Below are 26,254 nucleotides of genomic sequence, written 5' to 3' on the forward strand. Positions count from 1 at the left end.
TATGTCCGTAGAGAATGCGCCCCCCGAACTTCAGCTTGCTGTCGATTTGATTTACCTGCTTGAGTGCAATGAAATTGCCCCGGAAACGGCTCTTGCAGCACTGGAAATCGTTCAGCGCGATTATCAGGAAAAGCTGAAAAACAGCAAAAGCACCCTGTCGATCAGTTACCTTTAAGCCGTCCGGCTGCCTGTTTCAGGGGAACTTATCGCATTCCCCTGAATGGCACGAACAGGTTCAGCTCTGTGGCATCGCATCCGGTTCATCGCCCGGCTGCCGCATGACCCGTTTGACCTCCTGCACGTCGTGACCGTCCTGGTTATGCAGGTACACTTCCAGCTGATTGAACGCAATGTTGATGCCGTTTTCACGGCACAACTTATCAATGCTGCGGTTAAGCTCGTCCACGGTATAACTGCGGTCGCCCAGCTCACGCACATACACCCGCAATTCATGATCGAGCGTACTGGCACCGAAATTCAGGAAAAACACCAGCGGCGCCGGATCACTCATCACGCGGGTATTTTCATGCGCCGCCTGCAACAGAATCTCTTTCACTTTGTCGAGATCAGATCCGTAGGCCACGCCGAGTTTGATCAGCACACGGGTGACGGTATCACTCAGTGACCAGTTGATCAGCCGCTCGGTCACAAAGGCTTTGTTCGGGATGATCACTTCCTTGCGGTCGAAGTCGATAATCGTGGTCGCGCGGATACGGATACGGCTGACCGTGCCGGAGAAGGTGCCGATCGTCACGGTATCGCCGATACGCACCGGGCGTTCGAACAGGATAATCAGCCCCGAAACAAAGTTGGCGAAGATTTCCTGCAAGCCAAAGCCCAGCCCGACCGACAGCGCCGCCACCAGCCATTGCAGTTTATCCCATGAGACACCGAGCGATCCGAGTGCCGTCACCGCACCAATTACCGTGATGGAATAAGTCAGGATGGTGGTGATGGCGTATGACGTCCCCTGCCGCAGTTGCAACCGCGACAACACCACCACTTCCAGCAATCCCGGCAGGTTGCGGGTTAAGACGTACGCCACAATCACCGCAAGGAAACCGAGCAGTAAATTCCCCAGCGTCACGGTTTGCTGAATGGCTGCGCCCGCCACCGTGCTGGAGTAATGCCATAACGTGATGCTGTCGAGATACGAAATCACCGTCAGTAAATCTGACCAGATCCAGTAAAACACGGTGGCGAAAATAAAGAACAGTCCCATGGTGGTCAGACGCAGCGATTGCTGGTTGATCTGATCCAGCCCGATCTGCGGTTCTTCAACCGGTTCATTGCCTTCCAGGCCATCTTTCACCGCCGCGGTCTGGCGGCGTGCCAGCGCACGACGGTAAGCCAGACGCCGCGCGGCCACGCTCAATCCCCGCAACGCGGTGAGATAAATGACATTCCAGAAAATCAGCAGGTAAAGGCTGTCAATCCAGCGCCCCGCCAGCCGCAGCGTGGTATAGAAGTAACCGGTGACCACCAGTCCGACCATAAACGCCGGGGCCAGCGCGATAGCGGTGACCACCACCAGACGGATGCTGTGCGAGTCTTTTTCGCGCCAGCCATCGCGGGCAATCGGAAACACCAGCACGGTCAGGGCGAGCAACGTCAGGAAAATCACCACCTGCCCGATAATGTCATCCACCAGCCCGAGCGGCGCTTTTTCGCCCCGCACCGACCAGAAAATCAGCGGCAACATCACCAGACTCAGTCGGATCACAGAACGGCGGTAATGCGCGCAGGTGGTGGCTGGCATACTGAAATGCCGCTCGTTGATGCCACCCGGTTTAAGAATGCGATAGCAGAAGCCCATCACCATCTGGAAGACCGCCAGACGCTGCGCCAGCGTCCACAAAAAGTCGCTCGGTTCGATATCGCACTGGGAAAGCCAGTAACCGATTCCCAGCGTCAGCAGCACGCCCGGCAGCACATTCAGCGCCACCAAAAGCAGCGCCTGCGGCGTATGCAGCTGGCTGTCACGCTTGAGCTGTCCGACATCGTTGCTCAGCATGTCGATCCGCTGGTTGATGTATTTCCTGCGCCACCACAGCAGCAAAATGGCGCAAAGCAGCGGAACCGTCACCGGCAGAGAATGCAGCGCCCCGAGCATCAGTTCGCCCGGAGGAATACTGACGTGCAGACCGCTGAGCTGACTTTTCACTTCACCGGGCAGAGATTTCAGAAACTCCCAGTTCATCGGTTTGTTACTGCTGACCCAGAATATTTGCTGCGTCAGCGTTTCTGTCAGCGACTGGTTGATGCTCAGCAACTGCTGCTGGTTAATCTGTAAATTGATGGCCAGAGAAAGCTGATTGCCGAGTTGCTTGTTCAGCTGATCCAGCAGTTCACGGCGCATATCAACAATCTGGTCGAGCGCATCACTGATGTCGTCATTGATCGTCTCTTTGCTGTTGCTCACCACGCCCTGAATGTAACTGTCGCCCTGAAATAAGGCGTCACGTTGCTGGTTAATGGTGAACTGCTCCAGGCGCAAATCAGCAATCCGCGTGCTCATATCGGTCATCAGGCCGGACGGCGGAATGGTATTTTGCTGTTGCTGATACAAAATGCGTGACAGCAATAAGCTGCCTTTCAGCACGGTGATTTGCTCCTTCAGATCGTGCTCAGCCTGCGCCGAGCGGTCGAGCCAGTTTTTCACCGTGATATTTTTTTGTACCAGCTGATTGCCCTCTTCTGTTGCGGCAATCAGGCGTTCGCTGAGCTGGCGGTTAATCCCCAGTTCCTGCGCCACCAGCGGATCATTTTGGATATCCGAGGTGTCGTCCGGCGTTTGTGCCTCTTTCGCCGTGCGTTCAGACAAAATCAGCCGTTTGCCGTTCACCACTTCCTGCAGCAACTGCGCGGTATGCTCCAGCTGGTTGATGTGCGCATTGGTGTAATCACGTTGTTTTTGCAGCAAATCCTGCAAGGTAGTGTTGGCCTCCAGACTCTTGCGCTGGAGATCAATCTGCGCGCTCAGCAGCGCCTGCTGGGTGACCAGCATATTTTGCTGTGAGTTGCGTAAATCCTGCTGGCCCGGCGACATCCCGTTGAGCTGATTACGAATTTTCTGGATCGCCAGCGAATAGGTGTACATCGCGTTCTGCACGCGTTCGGGCTGGGTTTGCAGCGAAATCAGCTGGGTGTTGTACGTCGATAAATCTTCCTGAGAAGACTGAAGATCGTCGAGGGTATCGTTAAGACGGTTTTCCAGCTGACGCAGGGATAACGCGGCAAGCTGCGCTTTATTGACGTCATCTTTGGGGTTGTTTTTGATCTGGTCGAGACCTTCCATCGCCACCCGCAGTTTTTGCGGCGCTTCGGCGACCTGTTTTTGCAACTGACTGGCATCCTGTTTCACCCGTTCTAGCGCATCCAGATATTCCAGCGTGTGGATCAAATCCTGCTGCGAAAGCTTATCAACCGGTGTCAGGTTTTTTTGACGGTTGAGTGCATCAAGCTGATTCTGGATTTCATTGCGGCCCGGCACATCATTACTGGCGGCATGACCGGAAAACGAGAAAAGGAATAAAGTCACGCACAGCATAAAGGTGAAAATGCGCAGTATTTCCCTTCTTTGCAGGAGTGAAATCTCATGGGAAGGTGCGGCCAGAAACCGGATAAACATACGTCAGCGTCGACTCATTTACTGAATGAATAATATGCTGACGACAATAGCAGCGTTGGTGATGAAAGAAAGGAGAAAAGCGTATCTGAATACAACACTGCCGTGGTGATTTTATCGCCACAAAAACACTCAATTTGCAGACTTATTAATTGCGGGAAAAGTATTACAGCGTTATTTGGCGAGGGTCAGAAAGGCAGAATGGCGCAGCATATCAATATAGGTATCAACAAACTTTCCGGCATTCCCTTCCAGATCAAAGCTTTCGGGAATAAATAGCCAGTTTTCCATCAGGCCGGTGAGATAAGCGCGTAAAATAATGGCGGCCTGACGGGTATCGAGATCGGCAGGCAGCTGTTTTTCTTCAATACAGCGCACAAGAATACGTTCGATTTTGCCGTATCCCTCCATGTATAACGCTTTGCGCGCTTCATGAACGGACGTCATCTCCCCAACAAATTCACATTTATGGAATATAATCTCCATCAATGCTTTACGTTGGCTATCGGTGACAGTGGCGACCAGAATGTAAATTAGGATTTCACGTAAAATACGCAGTGGATTATTCGGAAACTTTGTCTGATACTCTACTTCGAGCACTTTTATCCGCGACTCATAGGCTTCCCAGATCGCGTTAAACAGTTCCACTTTGTTCCTGAAATGCCAATAAATTGCGCCCCGCGTCACACCGGCTGCATTCGCAATATCAGTCAGTGATGTCGACGATACCCCACGGGCAGAAAACTCACGCACAGCAGCATCCAGAATCTGTTGTCTGGTTTCCAGCGCCTGTGATTTGGTTTTTCGTGCCATAGGTTTATCTTTAAGGGGAGTTTGATTTACATACATTCTTGAATGTATGTAACATAGCACGCACATACTAAAAGCGCAGCAATGGATTTGGAATGTTGTGATCCATTGGACAATTTGAAATCGGACACTTGAGGTTTATTTATGAACAAAAACAGAGGGTTAACGCCTCTGGCGGTAGTTCTGATGCTATCCGGAAGCTTAGCACTTACAGGATGTAACGATAAAGAAGCTCAACAAGGTGCGCCACATGCTCCGCAGGTTGGCGTCGTTACCCTGAAAACAGAACCGCTTAATGTGACTACCGAACTTCCTGGTCGTACTGCTGCTTTCCGCATTGCTGAAGTACGTCCGCAGGTTGGCGGCATCATTCTCAAACGCAACTTCGTTGAAGGCAGCGACATCAAAGCCGGGACCTCTTTATATCAAATTGATCCGGCCACTTATCAGGCCGCGTATGACAGCGCTAAAGGCGATCTGGTAAAAGCTCAGGCCAATGCCCAAATTTCCCGTCTGACGGTAACCCGTTATAAGCCACTGCTCGGCACTAACTACATCAGTAAACAAGATTACGATACGGCTGTTGCCACTGCCGCACAGGCTGATGCCGCCGTGGTCAGTGCAAAAGCGGCGGTTGAATCTGCCCGCATCAATCTGGCTTACACCAAAGTGACCTCCCCTATCAGCGGACGTATCGGTAAATCGTCGGTGACAGAAGGTGCGCTGGTATCTAACGGCCAGACCACGGCACTGGCGACCGTGCAACAACTCGACCCTATCTATGTTGACGTTACCCAGTCCAGCAATGATTTCCTGCGTCTGAAACAGGAACTGGCTGATGGTTCACTGAAACAAGCCGACGGCAAAGCGCAAGTCAAGCTGCTGATGGATAACGGTAAAGAATATTCACAGCCGGGTACATTAGAATTCTCTGATGTCACTGTGGATGAAACCACCGGTTCCATTACGTTACGCGCTATCTTCCCGAACCCAAATGATGCACTGCTGCCAGGTATGTTTGTACGCGCGCGTCTGGATGAAGGGATTAACAACAACGCTCTGCTGGTTCCTCAGCAAGGGATCACCCGTAACCCACGCGGTGATGCCACAGCGATGGTTGTTGGTGCGGATAACAAAGTTGAACTTCGTACAGTTACCACGACTCAGGCAATTGGCGATAAGTGGGTTGTGACCGACGGTCTGAAAAGTGGCGATAAAATTATCGTGACAGGTCTGCAAAAAATTAAGCCAGGCGTACAGGTTACTGCACAGGAAGTCGATCAAAACGCAGCAGCGCCCGCTACAGCGACGAAGTCTTAATAGGAGCCGGTAATTCATGGCTAAGTTTTTTATAGATCGTCCCATCTTTGCATGGGTAATTGCGATCATCATCATGTTGGCAGGGGGATTGGCAATTCTTAAATTGCCAATTGCACAGTATCCCACCGTTGCGCCACCGGCTATCCAGCTGACCGCAACCTATCCGGGCGCAGATGCGCAGACGGTACAGGATACCGTCACCCAGGTTATCGAACAGAACATGAACGGTATCGACAACATGATGTACATGTCGTCGACCAGTGATTCGTCCGGTACGGTTCAGATCACCCTGACCTTCGCTTCCGGTACTGATGCGGATATCGCACAGGTACAGGTTCAGAACAAACTGCAGCTGGCAACACCGTTACTGCCGCAGGAAGTTCAGCAACAGGGTATCTCCGTTGAGAAATCGAGCAGCAGCTTCCTGATGGTAGCGGGCTTTATTTCCAATAACGGTTCCATGACGCAGGATGACATCGCCGACTACGTCGGGTCCAACATTAAGGATCCGATCAGCCGTACTTCTGGTGTGGGCGACGTTCAGCTGTTTGGTGCTCAGTACGCAATGCGTATCTGGATGGATCCGAACAAACTGAACAACTACCAGCTGACGCCGGTTGATGTCATCAGTGCCATCAAGGTTCAGAACAACCAGATTGCAGCCGGTCAGTTAGGCGGTACGCCGCCGGTTCCGGGCCAGCAGCTGAACTCATCCATCGTGGCGCAGACCCGTCTGAAGTCACCGGATGAATTCGGTAAAATCATTCTGAAAGTGAATCAGGATGGTTCTCAGGTTCGCCTGAAAGATGTGGCTAAGATTGAACTGGGTGGTGAAAACTACGACGTTATTGCCCGTTTCAACGGACAACCCGCGTCTGGTTTAGGTATCAAACTGGCGACCGGGGCGAACGCCCTGAATACCGCGGCGTCTGTAAAAGCGACACTGAACAAACTTGAGCCATTCTTCCCGGCTGGCTTAGAAATTGTTTACCCGTACGACACCACGCCGTTCGTAAAAATCTCGATTAAAGAAGTAGGTAAAACGCTGTTCGAGGCCATCGTCCTGGTATTCCTGGTGATGTTCCTGTTCCTGCAAAACTTCCGCGCAACCCTGATCCCGACCATTGCGGTTCCGGTGGTTCTGCTCGGTACCTTTGCAATTCTGGCAGCGTTTGGCTATTCGATAAACACCCTGACGATGTTCGGGATGGTGCTCGCGATAGGCCTGCTCGTCGATGACGCCATCGTCGTCGTCGAGAACGTTGAACGCGTGATGGTCGAAGAGGGTCTGCCGCCAAAAGAAGCCACCAAAAAATCTATGGAGCAGATCCAGGGTGCTCTGGTGGGGATCGCGATGGTGCTGTCTGCAGTATTCATCCCGATGGCCTTCTTCGGCGGTTCAACCGGCGTTATCTACCGTCAGTTCTCCATCACCATCGTTTCCGCCATGGTGCTGTCTGTTCTGGTGGCGATGATCCTGACGCCTGCTCTTTGTGCGACCATGCTTAAGCCGGTTGCCAAAGGTGAGCATCACGAGAAGAAAGGTTTCTTCGGCTGGTTTAACAAAAAATTCGACCAGAGCACGCACCACTACACCGACAGCGTAGGCAACATTCTGCGCAGCACCGGTCGTTATCTGGTGATTTATCTGCTGATCGTGGTCGGTATGGCATTCCTGTTTATCCGCCTGCCAACTTCATTCCTGCCGGAAGAAGACCAGGGTGTATTCCTGACCATGGCACAGTTGCCAGCAGGTGCATCCCAGGAACGTACGCAGAAAGTGCTCGATGAAGTCACCGATTACTACCTGACGAAAGAAAAAGCGAACGTGAACTCCGTGTTTACCGTTAACGGCTTTGGCTTCGCCGGTCGTGGTCAGAACACCGGTATCGCGTTCGTCAGTTTGAAAGACTGGTCAGAACGTAGCGGCGCTGAGAACAAGGTGCCTGCGATTGCAGGCCGTGCGATGGGCGCGTTCAGCACCATTAAAGATGCACTGGTGTTCCCGTTCAACTTACCGGCGATTGTTGAGTTAGGTACGGCGACGGGCTTCGACTTCCAGCTGATCGACCAGGCTAACCTTGGTCATGACAAACTGACACAAGCGCGTAACCAGTTGCTGGGCATGGTGGCTCAACATCCGGACTTGCTGACTCAGGTTCGTCCGAACGGTCTGGAAGATACTCCACAGTTCAAGATTGAAATTGATCAGGAAAAAGCAACGGCATTGGGTGTTTCGATTTCCGACATCAACACCACTCTGGGTGCATCGGTGGGGGGTAGCTACGTCAATGACTTCATCGACCGTGGTCGTGTGAAGAAAGTGTACGTCCAGGCTGAAAATAAATACCGTATGTTGCCATCAGACATCAACAATCTGTATGTCCGTGGCAGCGCAGGCCAGATGGTGCCGTTCTCAGCGTTCTCAAGCGCGAAATGGGAATACGGCTCACCGCGTCTGGAACGTTATAACGGTCTGCCATCAATGGAAATTCTGGGTCAGCCAGCACCGGGTAAAAGTTCGGGTGCTGCAATGGAGATGATGGAATCTCTGGCTTCCAAACTGCCAAGCGGTATCGGCTATGACTGGACCGGTCTGTCCTATCAGGAACGTTTGTCAGGTAACCAGGCTCCGGCCTTGTATGCTATCTCCCTGATCGTCGTCTTCCTGTGTCTGGCAGCGTTGTACGAGAGCTGGTCAATACCGTTCTCCGTTATGCTGGTTGTTCCGCTTGGGGTAGTCGGTGCGCTTCTGGCGGCCACAATGCGCGGGCTGAGTAACGACGTTTACTTCCAGGTAGGTCTGTTGACCACCATCGGGTTGTCAGCGAAGAACGCCATATTGATTGTTGAGTTCGCCAAAGACCTGATGGACAAAGAAGGTAAAGGTCTTATCGAGTCAACACTCGAAGCGGTTCGTATGCGTCTGCGTCCGATCCTGATGACCTCACTGGCGTTTATCCTCGGTGTAATGCCGCTGGTTATCAGCTCAGGTGCAGGTTCCGGCTCACAGAACGCCGTCGGTACGGGCGTAATGGGCGGGATGATCACGGCGACACTGCTGGCGATCTTCTTTGTTCCGGTCTTCTTCGTGGTGGTTCGTCGCCGCTTCGGTAAGAAGAATGAGGACATTGAACATACACACAAAACAGAGCATCCGACGTTGTAACCGGATCACCTGTTCAGACCAAAGGCCGCTTATGCGGCCTTTTTTTTCGTCTGCGACTTGAACATGAAAACGGATGGGTGCATAATTGTTGTTATAGTATAACATAACATTTAGAGGCATTATGAAACCCGCTATCCATCCTGCGTATCGCACCGTGGTTTTTCACGACACCAGTGCTGATGAATACTTCAAAGTCGGTTCCACCATTTCGACGGATCGCACCATTGAACTGGAAGGGGCAACCTACCCGTATATCACGATTGAAGTCTCCTCATCCTCTCATCCTTACTACACCGGTAAGCAAAAAGAGTACTCAAAAGAAGGCAGTACCGCGCGCTTCAACCAGCGTTTCGGCAGCTTCCTCGGTAAGAAATAAACAACATCAGGGAAATCGTTATGCAGGTTCTGAGTTCATTACGTTCCGCGAAAAATCGTCATCCGGATTGCCGTGTTGTCCGCCGTAAAGGCCGGATTTATGTGATTTGTAAAAGCAATCCGCGCTTTAAAGCCGTACAGGGTAAGAAGAAAAAGCGTTAATGACGCCCCTTCCCGACCTGGTATACAAAAAATAAAAGCCCCGCCGCTTGCCCGACGGGGCTTTTTCTTATGTTAAGACATGATGTAAACCTCCCCACCGTTTCACGATGAGGAGGGAGATCTTATTTCATGCTGGCGACAATCGTTTCCACATTGTGCCTGAACGCTTTGACGTAGGTTGTCGCCGGGCCTTGTGGTCCTGACAACGCTTCCGGATACAGCTCACCACCAGGCTCAGCACCGCTGGCCGCCGCAATCTGCTTAACCAGGCGTGGATCAGTCTGGTTTTCGATAAAGTAGGTTTTCACCTTTTCCGCTTTGATTTGTTTGATCAGAGAAGCGACACCGCTGGCACTGGCTTCTGCTTCCGTAGAAAAACCGACCGGTGCCATAAAGCTGACATGATATTCCTGACCAAAATAACCAAAGGCATCATGGCTGGTCAGCACTTTACGTTTTGACTGCGGAATACCGGTAAATTCAGTTTTCGCCCACGCGTCAAGCTTCTGCAACTGTTCAATGTAAGCCGTTCCACGCTGACGGAAGTAATCCGCATCTTCCGGATCGGCTTTGATCAGTGCATTCATCACATTGGTCGCATAAATCACACCATTCGCCATGCTGTTCCAGGCGTGCGGATCGGTGATTTGCTTACCGTCTTCTTCCATCTTGCGGGAGTCCACACCTTCCGATGCCGTCACCAGATGGCCTTTATAACCGGAAGCCGTCACCAGACGGTCAATCCACCCTTCCAGCCCCAGACCGCTGACAAACACAACGTCAGAGGCGTTAATGGCTTTGCTGTCTTTCGGCGCAGGTTCAAAACTGTGCGGATCGCCGTCCGGGCCGACTAACGTGGTGACGTTCACATGTTCGCCACCGACTTCCTGAACGATATCCCCGAGGATGGAAAAACTGGCCACCGCTTCGACCGTTTTTGCCATAGCCAGCGGGCTCGACAGCAGGGCAGCTACTGCGAGTGATACAGGTAATACTTTCATCATGTCCCCTTAATGGTGGTACTGCTTATTAACATACAACGGCTTAACATCGCGAGGCGGTTAACATGCCGCCACGCTTTCCAAATAAAACGGAAATAAAGAAAATAACGGTGGCACTGAGCACAATGGCCGGGCCAGCCGGTAGTGAGGCGTAGTAAGACCAGATGAGGCCGACGACGCTGGCGATCACGCCAATGATCATGGCACTCAGCAATGTATGAGGCAGATCCTGCGCCCAGAAACGGGCACTGGCGGCGGGCAACATCATCAGCCCTACCGACATCAGTGTGCCAAGGATCTGGAAACCGGCGACCAGATTAATTACTACCAGCGCCAGAAAAATACCGTGGATCGCCGCCAGCCATTTTCCGGCACTCACGCGCAGGAACAACGGATCAAAGGATTCAATCACCAGTGCGCGATAGATACAGGCCAGCACCAGCAAGGACAGGCTGCTAATGATGCCAACCATGATCATGGCGGAAGAATCAATGGCAAGAATGGAGCCAAACAACACATGCAAAAGATCCACACTGGAACCGCGCAGGGAGACCAGCGTGACACCCAGCGCCAGCGAGCCAAGGTAAAATCCGGCGAAACTGGCATCTTCTTTTAATTGCGTACGGCGACTGACGAGTCCGGATAACATCGCCACCGCCAACCCCGCGATAAAACCGCCAATTCCCATCGCCACCAGCGACATACCCGAGATCAGATAGCCGATGGCTGCCCCGGGTAAAACGGCGTGCGACAGGGCATCCCCGACCAGACTCATCCGGCGGAGTAACAGGAAACCCCCCAGCGGTGTGGCACTGATGGATAACGCGATGCAGGCGATTAATGCCCGGCGCATGAAACCGAATTCAATAAAAGGATCGGCCAGTAAATGAAAAAGCATCATGAATTGGCGACTCCCGTCGTCAGGGAGAAAGGTTCGGTCGAAATACAGGCATGCGCCTGATGCGGGAAATGCCCCAGCACATCGCGGGCACTTCCCCATAAATTTTGCTGTGCGCTGAGATACAACACATGCGGAAAGTGACGGGACACCATCGAGATATCATGCAAAACAGCAATCACGGTTTTGCCTTCCTGATGCCACTGCGCAATAACGTTCAGCAGCAGATCCGTCGTCTGCGTATCGATGCCGGTGAAGGGTTCATCCAGCATAATGAGCGGTGCCTGCTGAACCAGCAAACGCGCGAAAAGCGTGCGTTGCAATTGTCCGCCGGAAAGTGAACCGACCGGTAAATGCGACATTTCCGTCATCCCGACGGTCTCAAGTGCCTGACCGACAGCCACTGCGGACTGACGACTGATACCGCCAAATAACCCGCTCTGAGGCCAGCATCCCATCGCCACCAGATCAAACACGCTGATAGGAAAACTGCGGTCCAGTTCGGCCTGCTGTGGCAGATACGCAAGACGCGGGCGCTTACCGCCTGTAAATGAAATGTTTCCCGCCACCGCCTGCTGAAGCCCGGCCAGCGTTTTGAGAAACGTGGATTTTCCCGCGCCATTGGCACCAATAACTGCGGTCAGTGAACCTGACTGAAATTGCCCGTTAAGCGGCATGGCAACGGCCTGCCGGTCATAGCCGACTTCGACATCGTTTACAAAAATCATGGTAGAGAAATTGCCCAGTAAATCGCAGCCCACAAAACGGCAAGCACGGCCAGTACCGCAAGACAGCGGACTGGCGAAGAAAGTGTAAAGAGTGTTTTGGTCATGACCCCTCCGATCGTTACAATATAACATCACAACTTGCATCAGGTATCAATACGTCAACTGTGTCAGTTTTTTTCACCGTGATTGAGGTCGCGGTGGCTGGAGAACTGTTAGAAAAGGGTAAAAATTAATGAATAGATAGTAAATTGCATTACAATCAGAAAGTTACGATTTTTGCGCCCGGAATTTTTTTTCTCCGCTCAAAACACATCCTGATAAAAGTATGCAATAATGAAAAGGAATACAGTTAAGAGGTCAACGCGTTGAAAAAAATCATCCCTTACGATATTAATGGGGAAACTCTGACTGTTCAGGATTTACAACAGATTATTGAGCCTGCGTTATCTGAAATTGAAGAACCGTTAATTGGTGATTTAACTTATTTCTCAGAAAATGCGCGTTATGAACCTAATTCTTTGCAAATCGTGTCAATAAGACAAATTGACAAAAACTATTATTCAATGACTTACCAGTTCCGATGGACGATTTTCAATGGTTGTCTGGACATAAATGCGCAGGAATTCACGACGCAAAGTGTCACATTCCAGGTTAAAGCGGACGGACTGGAGTTTGATATTATTGAATTATCGAAAGGCACTATGGCGGAAGAATTGTAAGTTTGAGTAATACGTTTGCACAGCTTTCCGAAAATGAATTATATTTAAAATGCTGACTGTATATTAAACAGTGTAGCCCTCCATTCAAAGAGGGATTCATTGTGATTATCTTTGAAGTTGTAAGCCAGTTCATAGCGTCAGAAGTGAGAGCCGTTTCCTGTAAGCCATTAAGTTTTGTTGTTTACTCACAGAGTGTTATCAACACCGAATAAACCATTACGGAGGGGATGATATGGATGAGTACTCGCCTAAGCGGCACGACATCGCTCAGTTACGCTACCTGAATGAAATGCTGTACGACGAAGGAATTGCGACACTGGGTGACAGCCATCACGGTTGGGTTAATGACCCGACTTCAGCGGTTAACCTGCAGCTCAACGAACTGATTGAACACATTGCATCTTTTGTGATGAGTTTTAAAATAAAGCATCCCGACGATAACCATTTAACTGATCTGGTTGAAGAGTATCTGGATGATACCTACACCCTGTTCAGTAATTATGGAATTAACGATTCTGATTTGCGCCAATGGCAGAAAACCAAGAAGCGACTATTCAGAATGTTCTCAGGGGACTACATCTGTACCCTAATGAAGACTTGAGTAATAATTTATATGCAGTCATCAGATAAAAATGAAAAGGCTAAGATGAACAAAATCGACTATTTGATGCGTTTAAGAAAATGCACCACTATTGATACACTTGAACGTGTCATTGAAAAGAATAAGTACGAACTCTCCGACGACGAACTGGAATTGTTTTACTCGGCGGCTGACCATCGTTTAGCGGAGCTAACGATGAACAAGCTGTACGATAAAATCCCGGTAGCGGTCTGGAAATTCGTACGCTGATCGTCAGGGCTGGGCCGAAATACACTTCGGCCTAATGCCTGTTATTTAAGCGACATCACTTAAGCGTTATTTAACGATTTTCTGCCATCCGGTTACTCTGCTTTCTCTTTGATTTGCCGATGAAATGTCTGTAACAGAAACTGGAAACACTGTTCCGTTTTTGGCGATCGCAGCGGTGCAGGTTTGCGCATCATTGCCACAGTTCGGCTTAATGTCGGCTGCTGCAAATGAATCACGGTTAATTCATTATCATTGAGCGTTGCAGTATATAGCTCAGGCAAAATAGCCACGGCCAGACGCGAACGCACCAGTCCGTATAATGTCTCCTGAAAATCCACCCGATAACCAATTTGCAAATTTAGCCGATGACTTTCAATCAGTGACGTCACCAGTCTGCTGACATTTCCTTTTGAAAACAATGCAATATCTCTTTTTACCAGTTGCCGCCACGGCACATTATGGCCTTCCGCCAGCGCATCGTCACGCCGGATCACCGCCACAAAAGGGTCTTCAAGCAACGGATACACGGCGATTGTTGCCGGTACCGTACTGTCTGTGGCTCCGATACCAAAATCCACCGAACCATTTTCCAGTTCCAGTAATAATGCATCATTAGTGAGGTCGTGGAATTCCACACGCATATCAGGGAAATATTCGGATAATAACTGCGGAACCGCCGGAAATAATAATGTACTCACCGAAGGGACTAATCCGATACGTAATGTCCCGTCCCCACCCTGCCGCATAATTTGCTGCATATCATCGAAGACACTGTGCGCGGTATTCAATAAGCGTTCTGCATATGGCAGGACAGCTTCTCCCTGCTCAGTCAGGCTCACACCCTGTGCGGTACGGTTGAGTAATTTTCCCCCGAGTACAGATTCGATTTGCCGCAATGCGCTGCTCAGGGCAGGCTGGCTGATGGCCAGACGATTGGCCGTTTCGGTGAAACTGCGCAATTGCGCCAGCGTCACAAAATATTGAATTTGCTTAAGGGAGAGAGCAGGCAACCGGCGCCAGGGTTCAGACATAATCAGCAGCTATTCCGCAAAAAATAGAAAACGTTTGCTCAGCATAACCGCATCTTATAAACGGATAAAATAATTCATCTGTGCAAAGCCTTCGCCTCTCCCTACATTAGCCCAATCACTGTGTAAATCCGGATACTGAAATGACCGATAACCTCGCTTCCCTGCCCCAGCGCCAGCGGGCTGTGAATGCTGCTCTGGGCAAAATCCCGTTTGACCGCCTGCTGATAAACGCCCGTGTGATCGACATGGTCACCGGAGAGCTACGAGAAGCCGACGTCGGTATCACCGGCAATATGATTGCCAGCGTGCACCCGCGTGGGAAATTCACTCAGAAAGAGAATGTCGATGATTTATCAGGCAGCTACCTTTCCCCCGGCCTTATCGATACACATGTACATATCGAAAGCTCACACCTGCCCCCGGAAAAATACGCGGAAATCGTCGTCGCGCAGGGCACGACCACTGTATTTTGGGATCCGCATGAACTGGCAAATGTGCTCGGTGTGGCCGGTGTTCGCTATGCCGTGCAATCGAGCCGTAATCTGCCTTTGCGGGTGATTTGTGCCGCGCCCTCCAGCGTCCCTTCAACGCCCGGATTAGAAATGTCCGGTGCGGATTTCAAGGGTCAGGAAATGCAGACCATGCTGAGCTGGCCGGAAGTGGCTGGCGTTGCTGAAGTGATGGATATGTACGGCGTGCTCAACGGCAGCGAACGCATGCTGGAGATCCTTGAAGCCGGATTAAACAGCGGTAAATTGATTGAAGGACACGCCAGGGGTCTGAAAGATGAGCAGTTGCAGGCTTATCTGGCCGCTGGCGTAACCTCCGATCACGAGCTGACGTCTGCCGAAGATGCGCTTGAAAAACTGCGTGCCGGGCTGACGTTGCAGATTCGCGGCTCGCATCCTTATCTTTTGCCTGACATCGCGGCCGCATTGCTGAAGCTTCCGCACCTTTCATCACAAATCACGCTGTGTACCGATGACGTCCCGCCGGATCATTTGCTGGAAAAAGGCGGCCTGATTGCCTTAATCAGACTGCTGATGGCCTGCGGTCTGCGTGCGGAAGACGTGCTGAGGATGGCGACGTTCAATGCGGCTATCCGTATGCAACGTCACGATTTGGGCCTGATTGCCGCAGGGCGCACGGCGGACATCATCGCGTTTGACTCGCTGGAGACGCTGGATCCACGCGCGGTTTACGTCGCAGGCACCTGCGTCGCCCGACACGGCAAACTTCTGTTTACGCCTTCAGCCGCCAGCGGCGTGACGCCTCCGCGCGATACCATGCGATTAAAAGCATTGAGTGCGGAGGATTTCAGGCTGCACATCCCCGGACTGAACAACGGCAAAGCGCGTCTGCGCAATATCAAAGGCGCGCGCTTTACGCAATGGGGTGAAGTGGTCGTCAATGTGCGCGACGGAGCGGCAGAGATCCCTGACGGCTTCAGTCTGATTTGGGTACAACACCGTCATGGCCGTCACGATGCCACGCCGAAAATGGCGCTGCTGGAAGGCTGGGGGGAATTACGCGGCGCAATTGCCACATCGTATTCGCATGACTCCCACAATCTGGTGGTTATCGGACGCGAGCCTGCGGACATGATGCTGGCCGCCAATCAGCTGATCGCCAGTGGCGGCGGTATGGCGCTGAGTCAGCATGGCAAACTGCTGGCAAAAGTGGATATGCCGATTGCCGGAATGCTTTCCGAATTACCGGCGGCAGAATTAGCCGAACAGTTTAAAAATCTGCGCGACCTCAGCGCGCGTATCGCAGACTGGGAGCCGCCATATAGGGTTTTCAAGGCCATCGAAGGCACCTGTCTGGCCTGTAACGCCGGGCCACATCTGACCGATTTAGGGCTTACAGATGGCGGTTTACGTGAAATCGTCAACCCGGTTCTGGAAATTTGGCCGGAAGAAAGCTGAGACACACCTCGCCACACCCGTCGTAAAAATGATAGCAAACACAACAAGATAAAAATTATTTCAGGGGAATGTAAGCATGTCCGAAAGTTCTGTGAAAAATGTGACGGCGTCATCTGAGGAAAACGCGCTGCTGCGCCGTTTCCAGCTTCGCCAGCGCCAGACCAACGTCAAAACGGAATGTCTGGCAGGGATCACCGGCTTTCTGGCCGCGGCGTATTTGCTGGTGGTGATCCCGGGTTTACTGGCGGTCAGCGGTATGGATAAAGGCGCGGCCACCACCGGCGTGATCCTGGTGTTTGTGCTGGGTTCTCTGCTGATGGCATTTTACGCCAACCTGCCCTTTATGGTCGGGCCGGGGATTGGCGGCTCCGTTCTGGTCGGTATCACACTGGCGGGGGATGGCATTTCATGGCCCATCGCGCTGGGTATCGCCTGCTGGTCGGGGATTTTGTTTTTCGTGATGACCGTATTCGGGTTGCGTGAAGTGGTCACCCGTTCGGTGCCCCAGTCGATCAAGCTCGGACTGACCGCCTCCATCGGTATTTTCGTTGCCCTGCTGGGTTTTCGAAATGCCGGGCTGGTCATGGCAAATGCCAAAACCCATGCGCTGGCTTTGGGTGATTTTACCGCGCCCGGCGCATTGATCGCGCTGCTCGGTTTGCTGGTCGCCGTGGGTTTACAGGCGCGCAAAGTACCCGGTGCCATTTTGTGGGCCATCTTACTGGCGACGGTTGCGGGCATCCCGTTTGGTGTCACGCATTTGCCCGCGCAATGGATATCCCTGCCACACTCCGTGGCCCCGCTGCTGGGCAAAGTCGATCTGACCGGCGCCATGAATATCGCCTTCCTGCCGTTCCTGTTTATCTTCTTCGCTTCGGAATTTTTCTCGACGATGGGTACCACACTGGCAGTCGGCGGCGAAGCCGGATTGCTCGATGAACACGGCAATATGAAGCACATCAACCGGCCATTCATGGTGGATTCTATTGCGGCGGCGCTGGGTCCGGTTGTCGGAATTCCTGCGGCAACCGCATTGATCGAATCTTCCGCTGCCGCTGAAGCAGGCGGAAAAACCGGCCTGACCGCGCTGGCTGCTGCCGTGATGTTCCTGCTGATGCTGTTATTCACGCCAGTTGCGCTGATGATCCCGAAAGAGGCGACCGCGCCCGCGCTGATTCTGATTGGCCTGAACATGTTCAGTAACCTGCGGAAAGTGGATTTAGCGAATTTCACCGATGCGCTGCCGGTGCTGATGATGGTGATGATCACGTTGATTTCAAACAGCTTCGGTACGGGTATCGCCGGCGGACTGCTGTTTTACGTGGTCATTAAAGCGGTGGCAGGGAAAGCGCGCGAAGTGCCGGTTGGCCTTTATATTCTGGCGATCCCGCTGGTGTATTATTTCGCCACACTGGTGCATCACTAAGACGGGCTGATCGGGAGAAGGTAAAACGGGAGGGCCTGAAATGGTGGAGGCCCTGCCAGCTACATCCCGGCACACACGACACCTGCCATGGCTGCTTCCTTCCGGACCTGACCAAGTTGACAAGTTAGCGTTGCGGGAGAACCAACAGGGCCCCCATTGACGTTGTCGGCTTCATTTCTCTGCTAAGAGAATCGAAGCGGTGGGCATTATCTGTGATGCCCGAAGCAAAAGCAAGTTAACGGCCGACAACCGTTGTTTTCTTAAACAATACGCCTGATTCAGGCCGGACAGAACCCCAATTTTTGCGTCATACTGTGCGCAAATCACTGAGGAGGATGTCATGTCGGAACCCGATAACTTTCGCCAGCGCGTATTTCAGATCATCGCCGCCATCCCGGCCGGACACGTCACCACCTACGGCAATGTCGCGCAACTGGCCGGTTCGCCACGGGCGGCGCGTCAGGTTGGCGGTGTACTGAAAAAGTTACCTGAAGGCAGCACACTGCCATGGCACCGGGTCATTAACCGTCATGGCGAGATTTCCCTGCAAGGTGAGGATTTTAAACGTCAGCGTCAGGCGCTACTGGCAGAAGGCATCATTTTTAAGAAAGGCAAAGTGGATTTAGAGAAATACGGCTGGAAATGGTAGTTGCTTGTGCGAACGTGCCATTAAAAAGCACCGCCGGAGCGGTGCCTGATACCTGCAATAACAACGCGATTACGTTAATAGGTCGGTTGCGTTGGCACTGCGCTGATTGGCGCCTGTGAAGACTCCATCCCCGGATTTGCCGGATTACTCATCGGCCCTAACGCCGTCGGCTTAGTGGCGACCGGTACAGCAACGACCGGGACCAGCTGCAGATCGGCACGGGTGCCCTGACCGTTGTTAATCACCTCTTTAATTGAATCGGTGACGAAGGTCATCTGGCCGTTAACTGTCACGGCGGCGCTCAACAGAACGCGGGCATTGGGGGCAATTTCCTGCGGGTTATACGGCAGGATAAAGCTGAATGGTGCCTGCTTGCCCTGGGTTCTCGCCACTTTCTGCGAAATCACACGCGACGGCGCATCAGACACTGACGCATCAGACAGGGTTACCGTCAGGACCGCATCCGGTGGCAACGCCACACGCTGATTGATAAACACGCTACCCGACACATTCGGGCCGGTGATCGCAGGTTCAGTGGCCGGACTGGCCGCCGTATTAACAGGGGGTTGCTGCGCTGGTGCCTCATGATGCTGAGCGCACCCGGCAAGAGTCAGAGACAGCGCGGTTCCACCTACTATCTGCCAAAGTTTCATTGATCGTACTCCCTTTTTTATTAGTCGCTTGTCGACAAGCTGTAATAAACGCCGACGATGAATTTAGTGACTTTAACCAGCTTACCCATTAATCATGGCACAAAAGTCTGAGGTTTTCCTGTCAGCGGGTAAACAGATCTTCAGGGCAAACGGAAGATCCACTATGATTAACAGGTTAGACCTGTCGGTGAAGGTGTATTTCAGAGGATTCCTGCCTGCACTACCCTGAGTCACTGAGGTCGATATCACCGGTAACTTTCATGAGGCCACTATGAGTCAGGCATTAAAAAATCTGCTGGATCTGTTAGATCTGGAAAAAATTGAAGAAGGGCTGTTTCGTGGTCAAAGTGAAGATTTGGGTTTACGTCAGGTCTTTGGAGGTCAGGTAGTCGGGCAGGCATTGTATGCCGCCAAACAAACCGTGCCGGTTGACCGTGGGATCCACTCCTTCCACAGCTATTTCCTGCGTCCGGGCGACAGCAGCAAACCGATTATCTATGACGTGGAAATCTTGCGCGACGGCAACAGCTTCAGCGCCCGCCGCGTGAAAGCCGTTCAGCACGGTAAGCCAATTTTCTATATGACGGCCTCGTTCCAGAGTCAGGAAAGCGGTTTTGAACATCAGAACACCATGCCGGACGTGCCGCCGCCGGAAACGCTGGTCTCAGAATCAGAGATTGCTAAAAATCTGGCTCATCTGATCCCGGAAAAATTCCGCGAAAAATTCATCGGCCATAAGCCGATTGAAATGCGTCCGGTGAAATTCCACAACCCGCTGAAAGGCAGTAAAGAAGAGCCACACCGTGCAGTCTGGTTCCGTGCCAATGGCGATATGCCCGATGATTTGCGGATCCATCAATATTTGCTGGGCTATGCGTCGGATTTCAACTTCCTGCCAACGGCGCTGCAACCGCACGGTATCGGGTTCCTTGAACCCGGCATGCAGGTCGCGACCATTGACCACTCGATGTGGTTCCACCGCCCTTTCCGCATGGATGACTGGCTGTTGTACGCCGTGGAAAGTACGTCTGCTTCGGGCGCGCGCGGATTTGTGCGTGGTCAGTTCTATACCCGTGATGGCGTGCTGGTCGCCTCAACGGTGCAGGAGGGCGTCATACGCCAGCGAACGCCTGAATAACACCGGACACTCGCTAAATAAGGCGCATTAAAAAGGGGCGATATCAATATCGCCCCTTTTGCATATCATCATTATTTTATTGTTTTGAACGGCTTAGTAAGAGAATTAGCGCACTACTTTCTCTGAAATCTTATGACTGCCGGATTACTGGTTATACGCGTTTTCGCCGTGGCTGTTAACGTCCAGACCTTCGCGCTCTTGTTCTTCCGGAACACGCAGACCGACGATCATGTCAGCCACTTTGTAGCCGATGAAGGCCACAACGCCAGACCATACCAGAGTCACGCACACGCTGAAGAACTGAACCCAGACCTGATGACCCATTGTCACGCCTTCTGCGTAGCCTACGCCGCCCAGTGAGCTGGAAGTGAACACACCCGTCAGCAGACAACCTACGATACCGCACACGCCATGCACACCGAACACGTCACAGGTGTCATCCACACGCAGCCATTTTTTCAGGGTAACCACACCCCACAGGCCAGTCACACCGCCAACCAGACCGATGATCAGAGCACCACCCACGCCGACCGTACCACATGCCGGGGTGATAGCCACCAGACCCGCGATAGCACCGGAGCTTGCGCCTAACAGTGACGGCTTACCACGCACCATCCACTCAACCAGTGTCCAGGACAGGATTGCGCCAGCAGTTGCAATCACAGTGTTCAGGAACGCCAGCGCGGCAATGGAACTTGCTGCACTTGCAGAGCCGGCGTTAAAGCCGAACCAGCCGACATACAGGATAGCGGCACCCGTGAAGACCATTGGCAGGTTGTGGGGTTTGAAGGCTTCTTTACCGAAACCGGCACGTTTACCCAGCAGGTAAGCACCGACCAGACCCGCGATTGCCGCGTTGATATGAACAACCGTACCGCCCGCGAAGTCCAGCGCGCCGTCAGCGGCCAGGAAACCACCGGCCCATACCATGTGTGCCATCGGGATGTAGGAGAAGGTCAGCCAGATCACAGTGAAAATCAGTACTGCCGAGAAGCGGACACGTTCAGCGATGCCACCCACGATCAGTGCCACGGTGATACAGGCAAACGAGCACTGGAATGCAACGTGGATCATCTGGGAGAAGGTGCCGGTGACAGAATCCAGGCCGATGCCTTTCATCATGACGTTACCGAAACCGCCGAAGAAGGCGTTACCTTCGCTGAATGCCAGGCTGTAACCGTAGAGGATCCACAGTACGCAGACCAGTGCAAAGGTGACAATAACCTGTGTCAACATGGATAAAACGTTTTTAGAACGCAGCAAACCGCCGTAGAACAACGCCACGCCAGGCACGGTCATAAACAATACCAGCGCGGTACAAATCATCATAAAGGCGTTATCAGCGCCGTTGGCGGCGGCTGGTGCTGCTGCCATGGCAAGCGAAGGCAGCAATGCGACTGCGCCAAGCCCCATCATGGATAAAAGTTTTTTCATTATTAACCCACCCCTGTTTCTCAAAACTGTTTTTTCTAATCTGATTTATCTCAAACCGAATGGCTGGAGAGATAAAAGCCTGAAATTACAGTGCTGCTTCGTCGGTTTCACCAGTACGAATACGGATAACACGTTGCAATTCAGCAACGAAAATTTTGCCATCGCCGATCTTGCCGGTGTAGGCCGCTTTGCTGATCACGTCGATCACTTCATCAAGCTGATCGTCAGCGATAGCAATGTCGATTTTTACTTTTGGAAGAAAATTCACGCTGTATTCCGCGCCACGGTAAAGTTCGGCGTGACCTTTCTGACGGCCAAAACCTTTAACTTCCGTTACGGTCAGCCCCTGAATTCCAACAGCAGACAGCGCTTCACGCACGTCTTCCAGCTTAAAAGGTTTGATCACCACAGTAACCAGCTTCATTTTGCCACTCCTCGAATTAAGGGCTTGCCGCGAGAGGATTCGCGCCCGATACCGAATGGTTAAAGCAAAGGGTGTGCCAGAGTTGAAATTCCACAGAGATTCATGCCATTCCCGCGCAATACGGCATTTTCAGAATAATCGTGACCCGGCGCACAGTTGCCGCGCCATATTCAGGGTTGCAGTACACGCACCATTAAAGTGCTTATCGCTGCTTTTTAGTGCAATAAGATCGGAGGACGTCTTTGGGGTGCATGAATAAGGTGCGCGAGGGAGTAAATGCGGGAAAAGAATACTTCTGCTGAAAGAGGGCTGGCGTAATGTGGACACTACGCCAGCGGGTGGTCAGGCATTTTCCGTTGCAGATATAATCTGACCGCCGGAAGCCAGTTCCTGTCCGGCAAGTTGCAACTGATACATCTGATAATACCGGCCTTTTTCTGCCAGCAACTGCAGATGGTTACCCTGCTCCACGGATTGCCCGCGGTGCAATACCAAAATATTATCCGCATCAACAATCGTCGATAACCGGTGAGCAATCACCACCAATGTAGTTTGCTGACGAATTGCCCGTAATGCACGCTGGATCGCCTGCTCTGTTCCCGAATCTATATTGGCCGTTGCCTCGTCAAGGATCAGAATTTCCGGTGCCTGCACCAAAACGCGCGCCATCGCCAGTAATTGCTTCTGCCCGACAGACAGATTATTGCCCTGCTCACCGAGTCGCGTATTCAGCCCTTCCGGCATTTCTCGTACCAGCGGCGAAAGCTGCACAATGTCCAGCGCGTGCCAGACCTGTGCCTCATCAATATCACGGCCTAAGGTCACATTGGCGAATACCGACTCCGCAAGAACAACAGGATCCTGCTGAACCATCGCAATCCCTTTTCGCAGACTGGTATGCGACAGATCCGCGAGGTTGCGACCATCGACCCTGATCTCGCCTTTATTGAGCGGGTAATAGCCCATCAGCAGATTCGCCAGCGTACTTTTGCCACTGCCGGTGTGCCCGACCAGTGCCACAAATCCACGCGAAGGGACATGCAGGGAAATGTTTTCCAGCACCCATTTATCCGGGCGATAGGCAAAACTGACGTCGCGAATATCAATCTCGCCGCTGGTCAGTAATTTGTCATCCGGCCCGTATTGCTGCTGGGTTCTGTCCATCAGGTCAAAGATACGCTCACCCGCCACAACGGCCTGTTGCATAATCGACTGCTGCGATGTCAGTTCTATCAGCGGTTCGTTAAGCCTGCCAAGGTAGTTAATGAAAGCGTACAACACCCCGACACCGACTGACCCTTCAGCACTGAATCCAAACAACAGCAACAACCCGCAGAGAATCAGCGAAGAAAACAGGCTGAGCAAAGGACGCAGCAGAAAGCCTTCCAGACGTAGCGTTTGCATACGCGCCAGATAATGAGACTGACTGGCGCGGGCAAGCCGTTCACCAAACCGTTTCTGCTGACGGAATTGCTGAATTACATTCATGCCGTTGATGACTTCGTTGAAACCATCATTAATATCCGCCAGATACGCACGCACCTTGCGAACCACCGGCGTACTGTAAATCTGATATAACCCCATCACGACAAACACCGCCGGGAAGATGCAAATTGCGACCGACGCCAGCCGCCAGTCAAGGCTGAACATCGCCACCAGCATCGCGCCGATCAGGGCAATGCTGCGCAAAACCGTCGACACCACGGTCACATACAAGTCACGGATCACTTCCGTGTCGTTGGTCACGCGGGAAATAAGCTGGCCGACGGGCTGGGTATCAAAGGCGCTTAACGGCTGACGTAATGCCGCATCCATGACATCCGTACGCAGACGCTGGACCACGCCCACCGCTGCACGGTTGAACAAAAGCGCCTGAAAATAGTGCAGACTGGCCGCCAGAAACTGCAGGAAGATAAAACTCAGCGCGAGCAGGCTGACTTTACCCCACGGCATTTCGCCTTTGGCGACATAATGATCAATGAAGAAACTGATCAGAATAGGCCCGGTCACTTCGGCAGCCGCTGCGACCCATAGCATCAGTACCGCAAAAGATAATGGCCTGCTGTAAGGTTTTCCGTATTTCAAAAGACGTTTCAGCGTGGGCCAAAGCTTCTGAATTTTATTAGTTTTCTGTTCAGCCACGAGGTTCCGGCTCCTTTTCCTGCGGCACATCATCCAGCGCGGCTTCTAACTGCTGATAACGGAACATGTCACGGTACCAGCCCGGCTTCGCAGCAAGCTGGTCATGATTGCCACGCTGCGAAATACTTCCCTGCCTGAAAACCAGAATTTCACTGGCTTCGGTCAGGGCAGACAGGCGATGCGCACTGATGATCACTGTCCGGTCACTGCCCCACTGGCGCAGGTTATGCAGGATCTGGTGTTCAGTACGCCCATCGACGGCGGATAAGGCATCATCCAGGATCAGGATTTCCGCTTTCAACAACAGCGCCCGCGCAATCGAAATACGTTGCTTCTGACCGCCGGAAAGCATGACGCCCCGCTCACCGACCTCCGTTTCGTAACCCTGCGGTAAACGCAAAATGTCTTCATGAACACTGGCAAGACGTGCCGCTTCTTCAATTTCTTCCTGCGTGGCCTCCGGCCTTCCGAGCGCAATATTCTGCGCCACGGTGTCAGAGAACAGGAACGGCGTCTGGCTGACCACTGCCAGCCGGGCGCGCCAGTCATCGAGGCGGATCTCTTTCAGGGACAGCCCGTGATAACGCACTTCGCCTTCGGTCATATCAAACTGGCGCTGCAGCAGAGCCAGCAAAGTACTTTTACCGGAACCCGTCGGGCCGCATAACCCCAGCATTTGCCCCGGTTGCAGGGAAAAGGCAACCGAGGTTAACGCTGCGTGACGGTTCTCCGGATAATGGAAACCGGTGATATCCGCGTCGAGTACCGCGCGCCCCGCCGGTAGTGGTGTGGTGCCGTCCGCGACGGCCGGCGCTTCCTGTAACAGGCTGCGGATACGACTGTAAGCCGCGCTGCCACGTTCCACGATGTTAAACATCCAGGCAAGGGCCAGCATCGGCCAGATCATCAGGCCAAGGTACATCACGAAACTGGTGAGTTCACCGAGGGTCAGGTGGCCGTTGACCGCCATCCAGCTACCGCCGCCAATGGCCAACAGGTTTGCCATGCCGATGGACACATAAATTGTCGGATCGAAACGCGCATCAACGCGGGCGACCCGCATGTTTTTCGCACCGGTATCTGCGGCCACATCAGCAAATTGCGATGACTGGTGATTTTCCAGACCAAAAGCTTTGATCATGCGGATGCTGGTCAGGCTTTCCTGCGCCTGATCGTTGAGTGACGAAAACGCCGCCTGCGCGGTTTTGAAGCGGGAATGCAACTGGTCGCCATAACGCTTGATGATGATGGCCATCACCGGCATCGGCACCAGTGACAGTAAGGTCAGTTCCCAGCTGATTTGCGTTGCCATGACGATCAGTACCGCCAGCCCCATAACCAGAGAATCGACCAGCGTCAGCACGCCCTCACCGGCCGCAAACACCACGCGATCCACGTCATTGGTGGCACGGGCGATCAAATCGCCGGTACGATGGCGCAGATAAAAAGCGGGATGCTGGCGGCTCAGCTGACGGAAAAAATCCTGCCGCAGTTCGACCGCAAGCTGATAAGACGCCCCGAATAACAGCACGCGCCAGACGTAACGCAGCAGATAGACGACAACGGCCGTGCCGATCATCAGACCGAGCCATGCAAAAAGCACGCGGTAAGACATTTGTTTTGACGTTACGCCGTCAATAATGACGCCTACCAGTTTCGGGGGCAGCAATTGCAGAACGGCGATAATGATCAGTAAGGCTACAGCACCCAGATACCGGCGCCATTCGCGTCGGAAGTACCAGCCTAATTGTGCAAACAATCTCACGCAG

General features: G+C 52.6%; 23 protein-coding genes and 1 other RNA gene. 12 read left to right on the top strand and 12 right to left on the bottom strand.

What is annotated here, in order from left to right; all coding sequences use genetic code 11:
- Position 1 precedes the first annotated feature (1 nt).
- Positions 2-175 (top strand): pleiotropic regulatory protein RsmS, encoded by a 174-nt coding sequence (gene rsmS, locus EYY67_RS10950; RefSeq protein WP_015690305.1) that lies wholly within the window; start codon positions 2-4, stop codon positions 173-175.
- 60 nt (positions 176-235) lie between these two features.
- Here the strand turns inward: rsmS and mscK are convergent, their stop codons facing one another.
- Together mscK and acrR are read right to left on the bottom strand one after the other, a co-directional pair.
- Complete coding sequence (gene mscK, locus EYY67_RS10955; protein WP_119826765.1) at positions 236-3,631, bottom strand: mechanosensitive channel MscK; 3,396 nt, start codon at positions 3,629-3,631, stop codon at positions 236-238.
- Between the two features lie 171 nt (positions 3,632-3,802).
- A complete protein-coding gene (gene acrR, locus EYY67_RS10960; RefSeq protein WP_095924980.1) occupies positions 3,803-4,441 on the bottom strand; it encodes a multidrug efflux transporter transcriptional repressor AcrR in 639 nt (212 codons plus the stop codon).
- A 141-nt stretch (positions 4,442-4,582) separates the two neighbouring features.
- Between acrR and EYY67_RS10965 the strand changes: the two genes are divergently transcribed.
- From EYY67_RS10965 to ykgO, 4 genes are all read left to right on the top strand, one after another.
- Complete coding sequence (locus EYY67_RS10965) at positions 4,583-5,758, top strand: efflux RND transporter periplasmic adaptor subunit (protein WP_095924979.1); 1,176 nt, start codon at positions 4,583-4,585, stop codon at positions 5,756-5,758.
- 16 nt (positions 5,759-5,774) lie between these two features.
- A complete protein-coding gene (acrB, locus tag EYY67_RS10970; RefSeq protein ID WP_131693501.1) occupies positions 5,775-8,927 on the top strand; it encodes a multidrug efflux RND transporter permease subunit AcrB in 3,153 nt (1,050 codons plus the stop codon).
- 121 nt (positions 8,928-9,048) lie between these two features.
- Complete coding sequence (locus tag EYY67_RS10975; RefSeq protein ID WP_095924977.1) at positions 9,049-9,303, top strand: type B 50S ribosomal protein L31; 255 nt, start codon at positions 9,049-9,051, stop codon at positions 9,301-9,303.
- 20 nt (positions 9,304-9,323) lie between these two features.
- Complete coding sequence (gene ykgO, locus EYY67_RS10980; protein WP_095924976.1) at positions 9,324-9,464, top strand: type B 50S ribosomal protein L36; 141 nt, start codon at positions 9,324-9,326, stop codon at positions 9,462-9,464.
- A 122-nt stretch (positions 9,465-9,586) separates the two neighbouring features.
- Here the strand turns inward: ykgO and EYY67_RS10985 are convergent, their stop codons facing one another.
- Genes EYY67_RS10985 through EYY67_RS10995 form a run of 3 tightly spaced genes read right to left on the bottom strand, consistent with a single transcriptional unit; the run spans position 9,587 to position 12,091 of the window.
- Positions 9,587-10,465 (bottom strand): metal ABC transporter substrate-binding protein, encoded by an 879-nt coding sequence (locus EYY67_RS10985; protein WP_119826773.1) that lies wholly within the window; start codon positions 10,463-10,465, stop codon positions 9,587-9,589.
- 43 nt (positions 10,466-10,508) lie between these two features.
- A complete protein-coding gene (locus tag EYY67_RS10990; protein ID WP_131693502.1) occupies positions 10,509-11,366 on the bottom strand; it encodes a metal ABC transporter permease in 858 nt (285 codons plus the stop codon).
- Positions 11,363-12,091: a metal ABC transporter ATP-binding protein gene (locus EYY67_RS10995; protein WP_195816792.1), complete on the bottom strand. Its 729-nt coding sequence runs from the start codon at positions 12,089-12,091 to the stop codon at positions 11,363-11,365. The genes EYY67_RS10990 and EYY67_RS10995 overlap by 4 nt, the downstream gene beginning before the upstream one ends.
- A 365-nt stretch (positions 12,092-12,456) precedes the next feature.
- Here EYY67_RS10995 and EYY67_RS11000 point away from each other — a divergent pair, with 365 nt between their 5' ends.
- From EYY67_RS11000 to EYY67_RS11010, 3 genes are all read left to right on the top strand, one after another.
- Entirely contained in the window at positions 12,457-12,810 is a 354-nt protein-coding gene (locus tag EYY67_RS11000; protein ID WP_131693503.1) for a hypothetical protein, read from the top strand.
- A gap of 232 nt (positions 12,811-13,042) precedes the next feature.
- On the top strand, positions 13,043-13,411 hold the full coding sequence (gene tomB, locus EYY67_RS11005) for an Hha toxicity modulator TomB (protein ID WP_095924971.1): 369 nt from the start codon (positions 13,043-13,045) through the stop codon (positions 13,409-13,411).
- Between the two features lie 45 nt (positions 13,412-13,456).
- Positions 13,457-13,660 carry an HHA domain-containing protein gene (locus tag EYY67_RS11010; RefSeq protein ID WP_056771138.1) on the top strand — a complete coding sequence of 68 codons (204 nt, stop codon included), beginning with the start codon at positions 13,457-13,459 and terminating at the stop codon, positions 13,658-13,660.
- 92 nt (positions 13,661-13,752) lie between these two features.
- Here the strand turns inward: EYY67_RS11010 and EYY67_RS11015 are convergent, their stop codons facing one another.
- A complete protein-coding gene (locus EYY67_RS11015) occupies positions 13,753-14,694 on the bottom strand; it encodes a LysR family transcriptional regulator (protein WP_232770433.1) in 942 nt (313 codons plus the stop codon).
- A 137-nt stretch (positions 14,695-14,831) separates the two neighbouring features.
- On the opposite strand from EYY67_RS11015, the gene EYY67_RS11020 reads away from it, so the two are divergent.
- The gene (locus EYY67_RS11020; protein ID WP_131693504.1) at positions 14,832-16,619 is read left to right on the top strand and encodes an adenine deaminase; all 1,788 of its coding nucleotides are present in this window, start codon (positions 14,832-14,834) and stop codon (positions 16,617-16,619) included.
- Positions 16,620-16,695: 76 nt separating this feature from the next.
- On the top strand, positions 16,696-18,045 hold the full coding sequence (locus EYY67_RS11025; RefSeq protein WP_095924968.1) for an NCS2 family permease: 1,350 nt from the start codon (positions 16,696-16,698) through the stop codon (positions 18,043-18,045).
- A 50-nt stretch (positions 18,046-18,095) separates the two neighbouring features.
- Here the strand turns inward: EYY67_RS11025 and ffs are convergent.
- Positions 18,096-18,192: signal recognition particle sRNA small type (ffs, locus tag EYY67_RS11030), an RNA gene on the bottom strand.
- 193 nt (positions 18,193-18,385) lie between these two features.
- Between ffs and EYY67_RS11035 the strand changes: the two genes are divergently transcribed.
- Positions 18,386-18,694: an MGMT family protein gene (locus EYY67_RS11035; RefSeq protein WP_095924967.1), complete on the top strand. Its 309-nt coding sequence runs from the start codon at positions 18,386-18,388 to the stop codon at positions 18,692-18,694.
- A gap of 74 nt (positions 18,695-18,768) precedes the next feature.
- Here EYY67_RS11035 and EYY67_RS11040 read toward each other — a convergent pair whose 3' ends face one another.
- Positions 18,769-19,347, bottom strand: coding sequence for a YbaY family lipoprotein (locus EYY67_RS11040; RefSeq protein ID WP_095924966.1), 579 nt, complete (start codon positions 19,345-19,347; stop codon positions 18,769-18,771).
- A 271-nt stretch (positions 19,348-19,618) separates the two neighbouring features.
- Between EYY67_RS11040 and tesB the strand changes: the two genes are divergently transcribed.
- Positions 19,619-20,485 carry an acyl-CoA thioesterase II gene (gene tesB, locus EYY67_RS11045; protein WP_095924965.1) on the top strand — a complete coding sequence of 289 codons (867 nt, stop codon included), beginning with the start codon at positions 19,619-19,621 and terminating at the stop codon, positions 20,483-20,485.
- A 144-nt stretch (positions 20,486-20,629) separates the two neighbouring features.
- Here the strand turns inward: tesB and amtB are convergent, their stop codons facing one another.
- The 4 genes from amtB to EYY67_RS11065 form a co-directional block, all read right to left on the bottom strand.
- Positions 20,630-21,919 (bottom strand): ammonium transporter AmtB, encoded by a 1,290-nt coding sequence (gene amtB, locus EYY67_RS11050; protein WP_095924964.1) that lies wholly within the window; start codon positions 21,917-21,919, stop codon positions 20,630-20,632.
- An 85-nt stretch (positions 21,920-22,004) separates the two neighbouring features.
- Entirely contained in the window at positions 22,005-22,343 is a 339-nt protein-coding gene (gene glnK, locus EYY67_RS11055; protein WP_009639071.1) for a P-II family nitrogen regulator, read from the bottom strand.
- Positions 22,344-22,685: 342 nt separating this feature from the next.
- Positions 22,686-24,518 (bottom strand): SmdB family multidrug efflux ABC transporter permease/ATP-binding protein, encoded by a 1,833-nt coding sequence (locus EYY67_RS11060; protein WP_131693505.1) that lies wholly within the window; start codon positions 24,516-24,518, stop codon positions 22,686-22,688.
- A complete protein-coding gene (locus EYY67_RS11065; protein WP_131693506.1) occupies positions 24,478-26,250 on the bottom strand; it encodes a SmdA family multidrug ABC transporter permease/ATP-binding protein in 1,773 nt (590 codons plus the stop codon). The genes EYY67_RS11060 and EYY67_RS11065 overlap by 41 nt, the downstream gene beginning before the upstream one ends.
- Positions 26,251-26,254: the final 4 nt, after the last annotated feature.

It is taken from the genome of Rahnella victoriana, from assembly GCF_004330295.1.
Taxonomy (GTDB): domain Bacteria; phylum Pseudomonadota; class Gammaproteobacteria; order Enterobacterales; family Enterobacteriaceae; genus Rahnella; species Rahnella victoriana.

Excerpts from the sequence above, each read along its gene's own strand:
- rsmS (WP_015690305.1), top strand. The coding sequence starts at position 2 with ATGTCCGTAGAGAATGCGCCCCCCGAACTTCAGCTTGCTGTCGATTTG.
- mscK (WP_119826765.1), bottom strand. The coding sequence starts at position 3,631 with ATGTTTATCCGGTTTCTGGCCGCACCTTCCCATGAGATTTCACTCCTG.
- acrR (WP_095924980.1), bottom strand. The coding sequence starts at position 4,441 with ATGGCACGAAAAACCAAATCACAGGCGCTGGAAACCAGACAACAGATT.
- EYY67_RS10965 (WP_095924979.1), top strand. The coding sequence starts at position 4,583 with ATGAACAAAAACAGAGGGTTAACGCCTCTGGCGGTAGTTCTGATGCTA.
- acrB (WP_131693501.1), top strand. The coding sequence starts at position 5,775 with ATGGCTAAGTTTTTTATAGATCGTCCCATCTTTGCATGGGTAATTGCG.
- EYY67_RS10975 (WP_095924977.1), top strand. The coding sequence starts at position 9,049 with ATGAAACCCGCTATCCATCCTGCGTATCGCACCGTGGTTTTTCACGAC.
- ykgO (WP_095924976.1), top strand. The coding sequence starts at position 9,324 with ATGCAGGTTCTGAGTTCATTACGTTCCGCGAAAAATCGTCATCCGGAT.
- EYY67_RS10985 (WP_119826773.1), bottom strand. The coding sequence starts at position 10,465 with ATGAAAGTATTACCTGTATCACTCGCAGTAGCTGCCCTGCTGTCGAGC.
- EYY67_RS10990 (WP_131693502.1), bottom strand. The coding sequence starts at position 11,366 with ATGATGCTTTTTCATTTACTGGCCGATCCTTTTATTGAATTCGGTTTC.
- EYY67_RS10995 (WP_195816792.1), bottom strand. The coding sequence starts at position 12,091 with ATGATTTTTGTAAACGATGTCGAAGTCGGCTATGACCGGCAGGCCGTT.
- tomB (WP_095924971.1), top strand. The coding sequence starts at position 13,043 with ATGGATGAGTACTCGCCTAAGCGGCACGACATCGCTCAGTTACGCTAC.
- EYY67_RS11010 (WP_056771138.1), top strand. The coding sequence starts at position 13,457 with ATGAACAAAATCGACTATTTGATGCGTTTAAGAAAATGCACCACTATT.
- EYY67_RS11020 (WP_131693504.1), top strand. The coding sequence starts at position 14,832 with ATGACCGATAACCTCGCTTCCCTGCCCCAGCGCCAGCGGGCTGTGAAT.
- EYY67_RS11025 (WP_095924968.1), top strand. The coding sequence starts at position 16,696 with ATGTCCGAAAGTTCTGTGAAAAATGTGACGGCGTCATCTGAGGAAAAC.
- EYY67_RS11035 (WP_095924967.1), top strand. The coding sequence starts at position 18,386 with ATGTCGGAACCCGATAACTTTCGCCAGCGCGTATTTCAGATCATCGCC.
- EYY67_RS11040 (WP_095924966.1), bottom strand. The coding sequence starts at position 19,347 with ATGAAACTTTGGCAGATAGTAGGTGGAACCGCGCTGTCTCTGACTCTT.
- tesB (WP_095924965.1), top strand. The coding sequence starts at position 19,619 with ATGAGTCAGGCATTAAAAAATCTGCTGGATCTGTTAGATCTGGAAAAA.
- amtB (WP_095924964.1), bottom strand. The coding sequence starts at position 21,919 with ATGAAAAAACTTTTATCCATGATGGGGCTTGGCGCAGTCGCATTGCTG.
- glnK (WP_009639071.1), bottom strand. The coding sequence starts at position 22,343 with ATGAAGCTGGTTACTGTGGTGATCAAACCTTTTAAGCTGGAAGACGTG.
- EYY67_RS11060 (WP_131693505.1), bottom strand. The coding sequence starts at position 24,518 with ATGATGTGCCGCAGGAAAAGGAGCCGGAACCTCGTGGCTGAACAGAAA.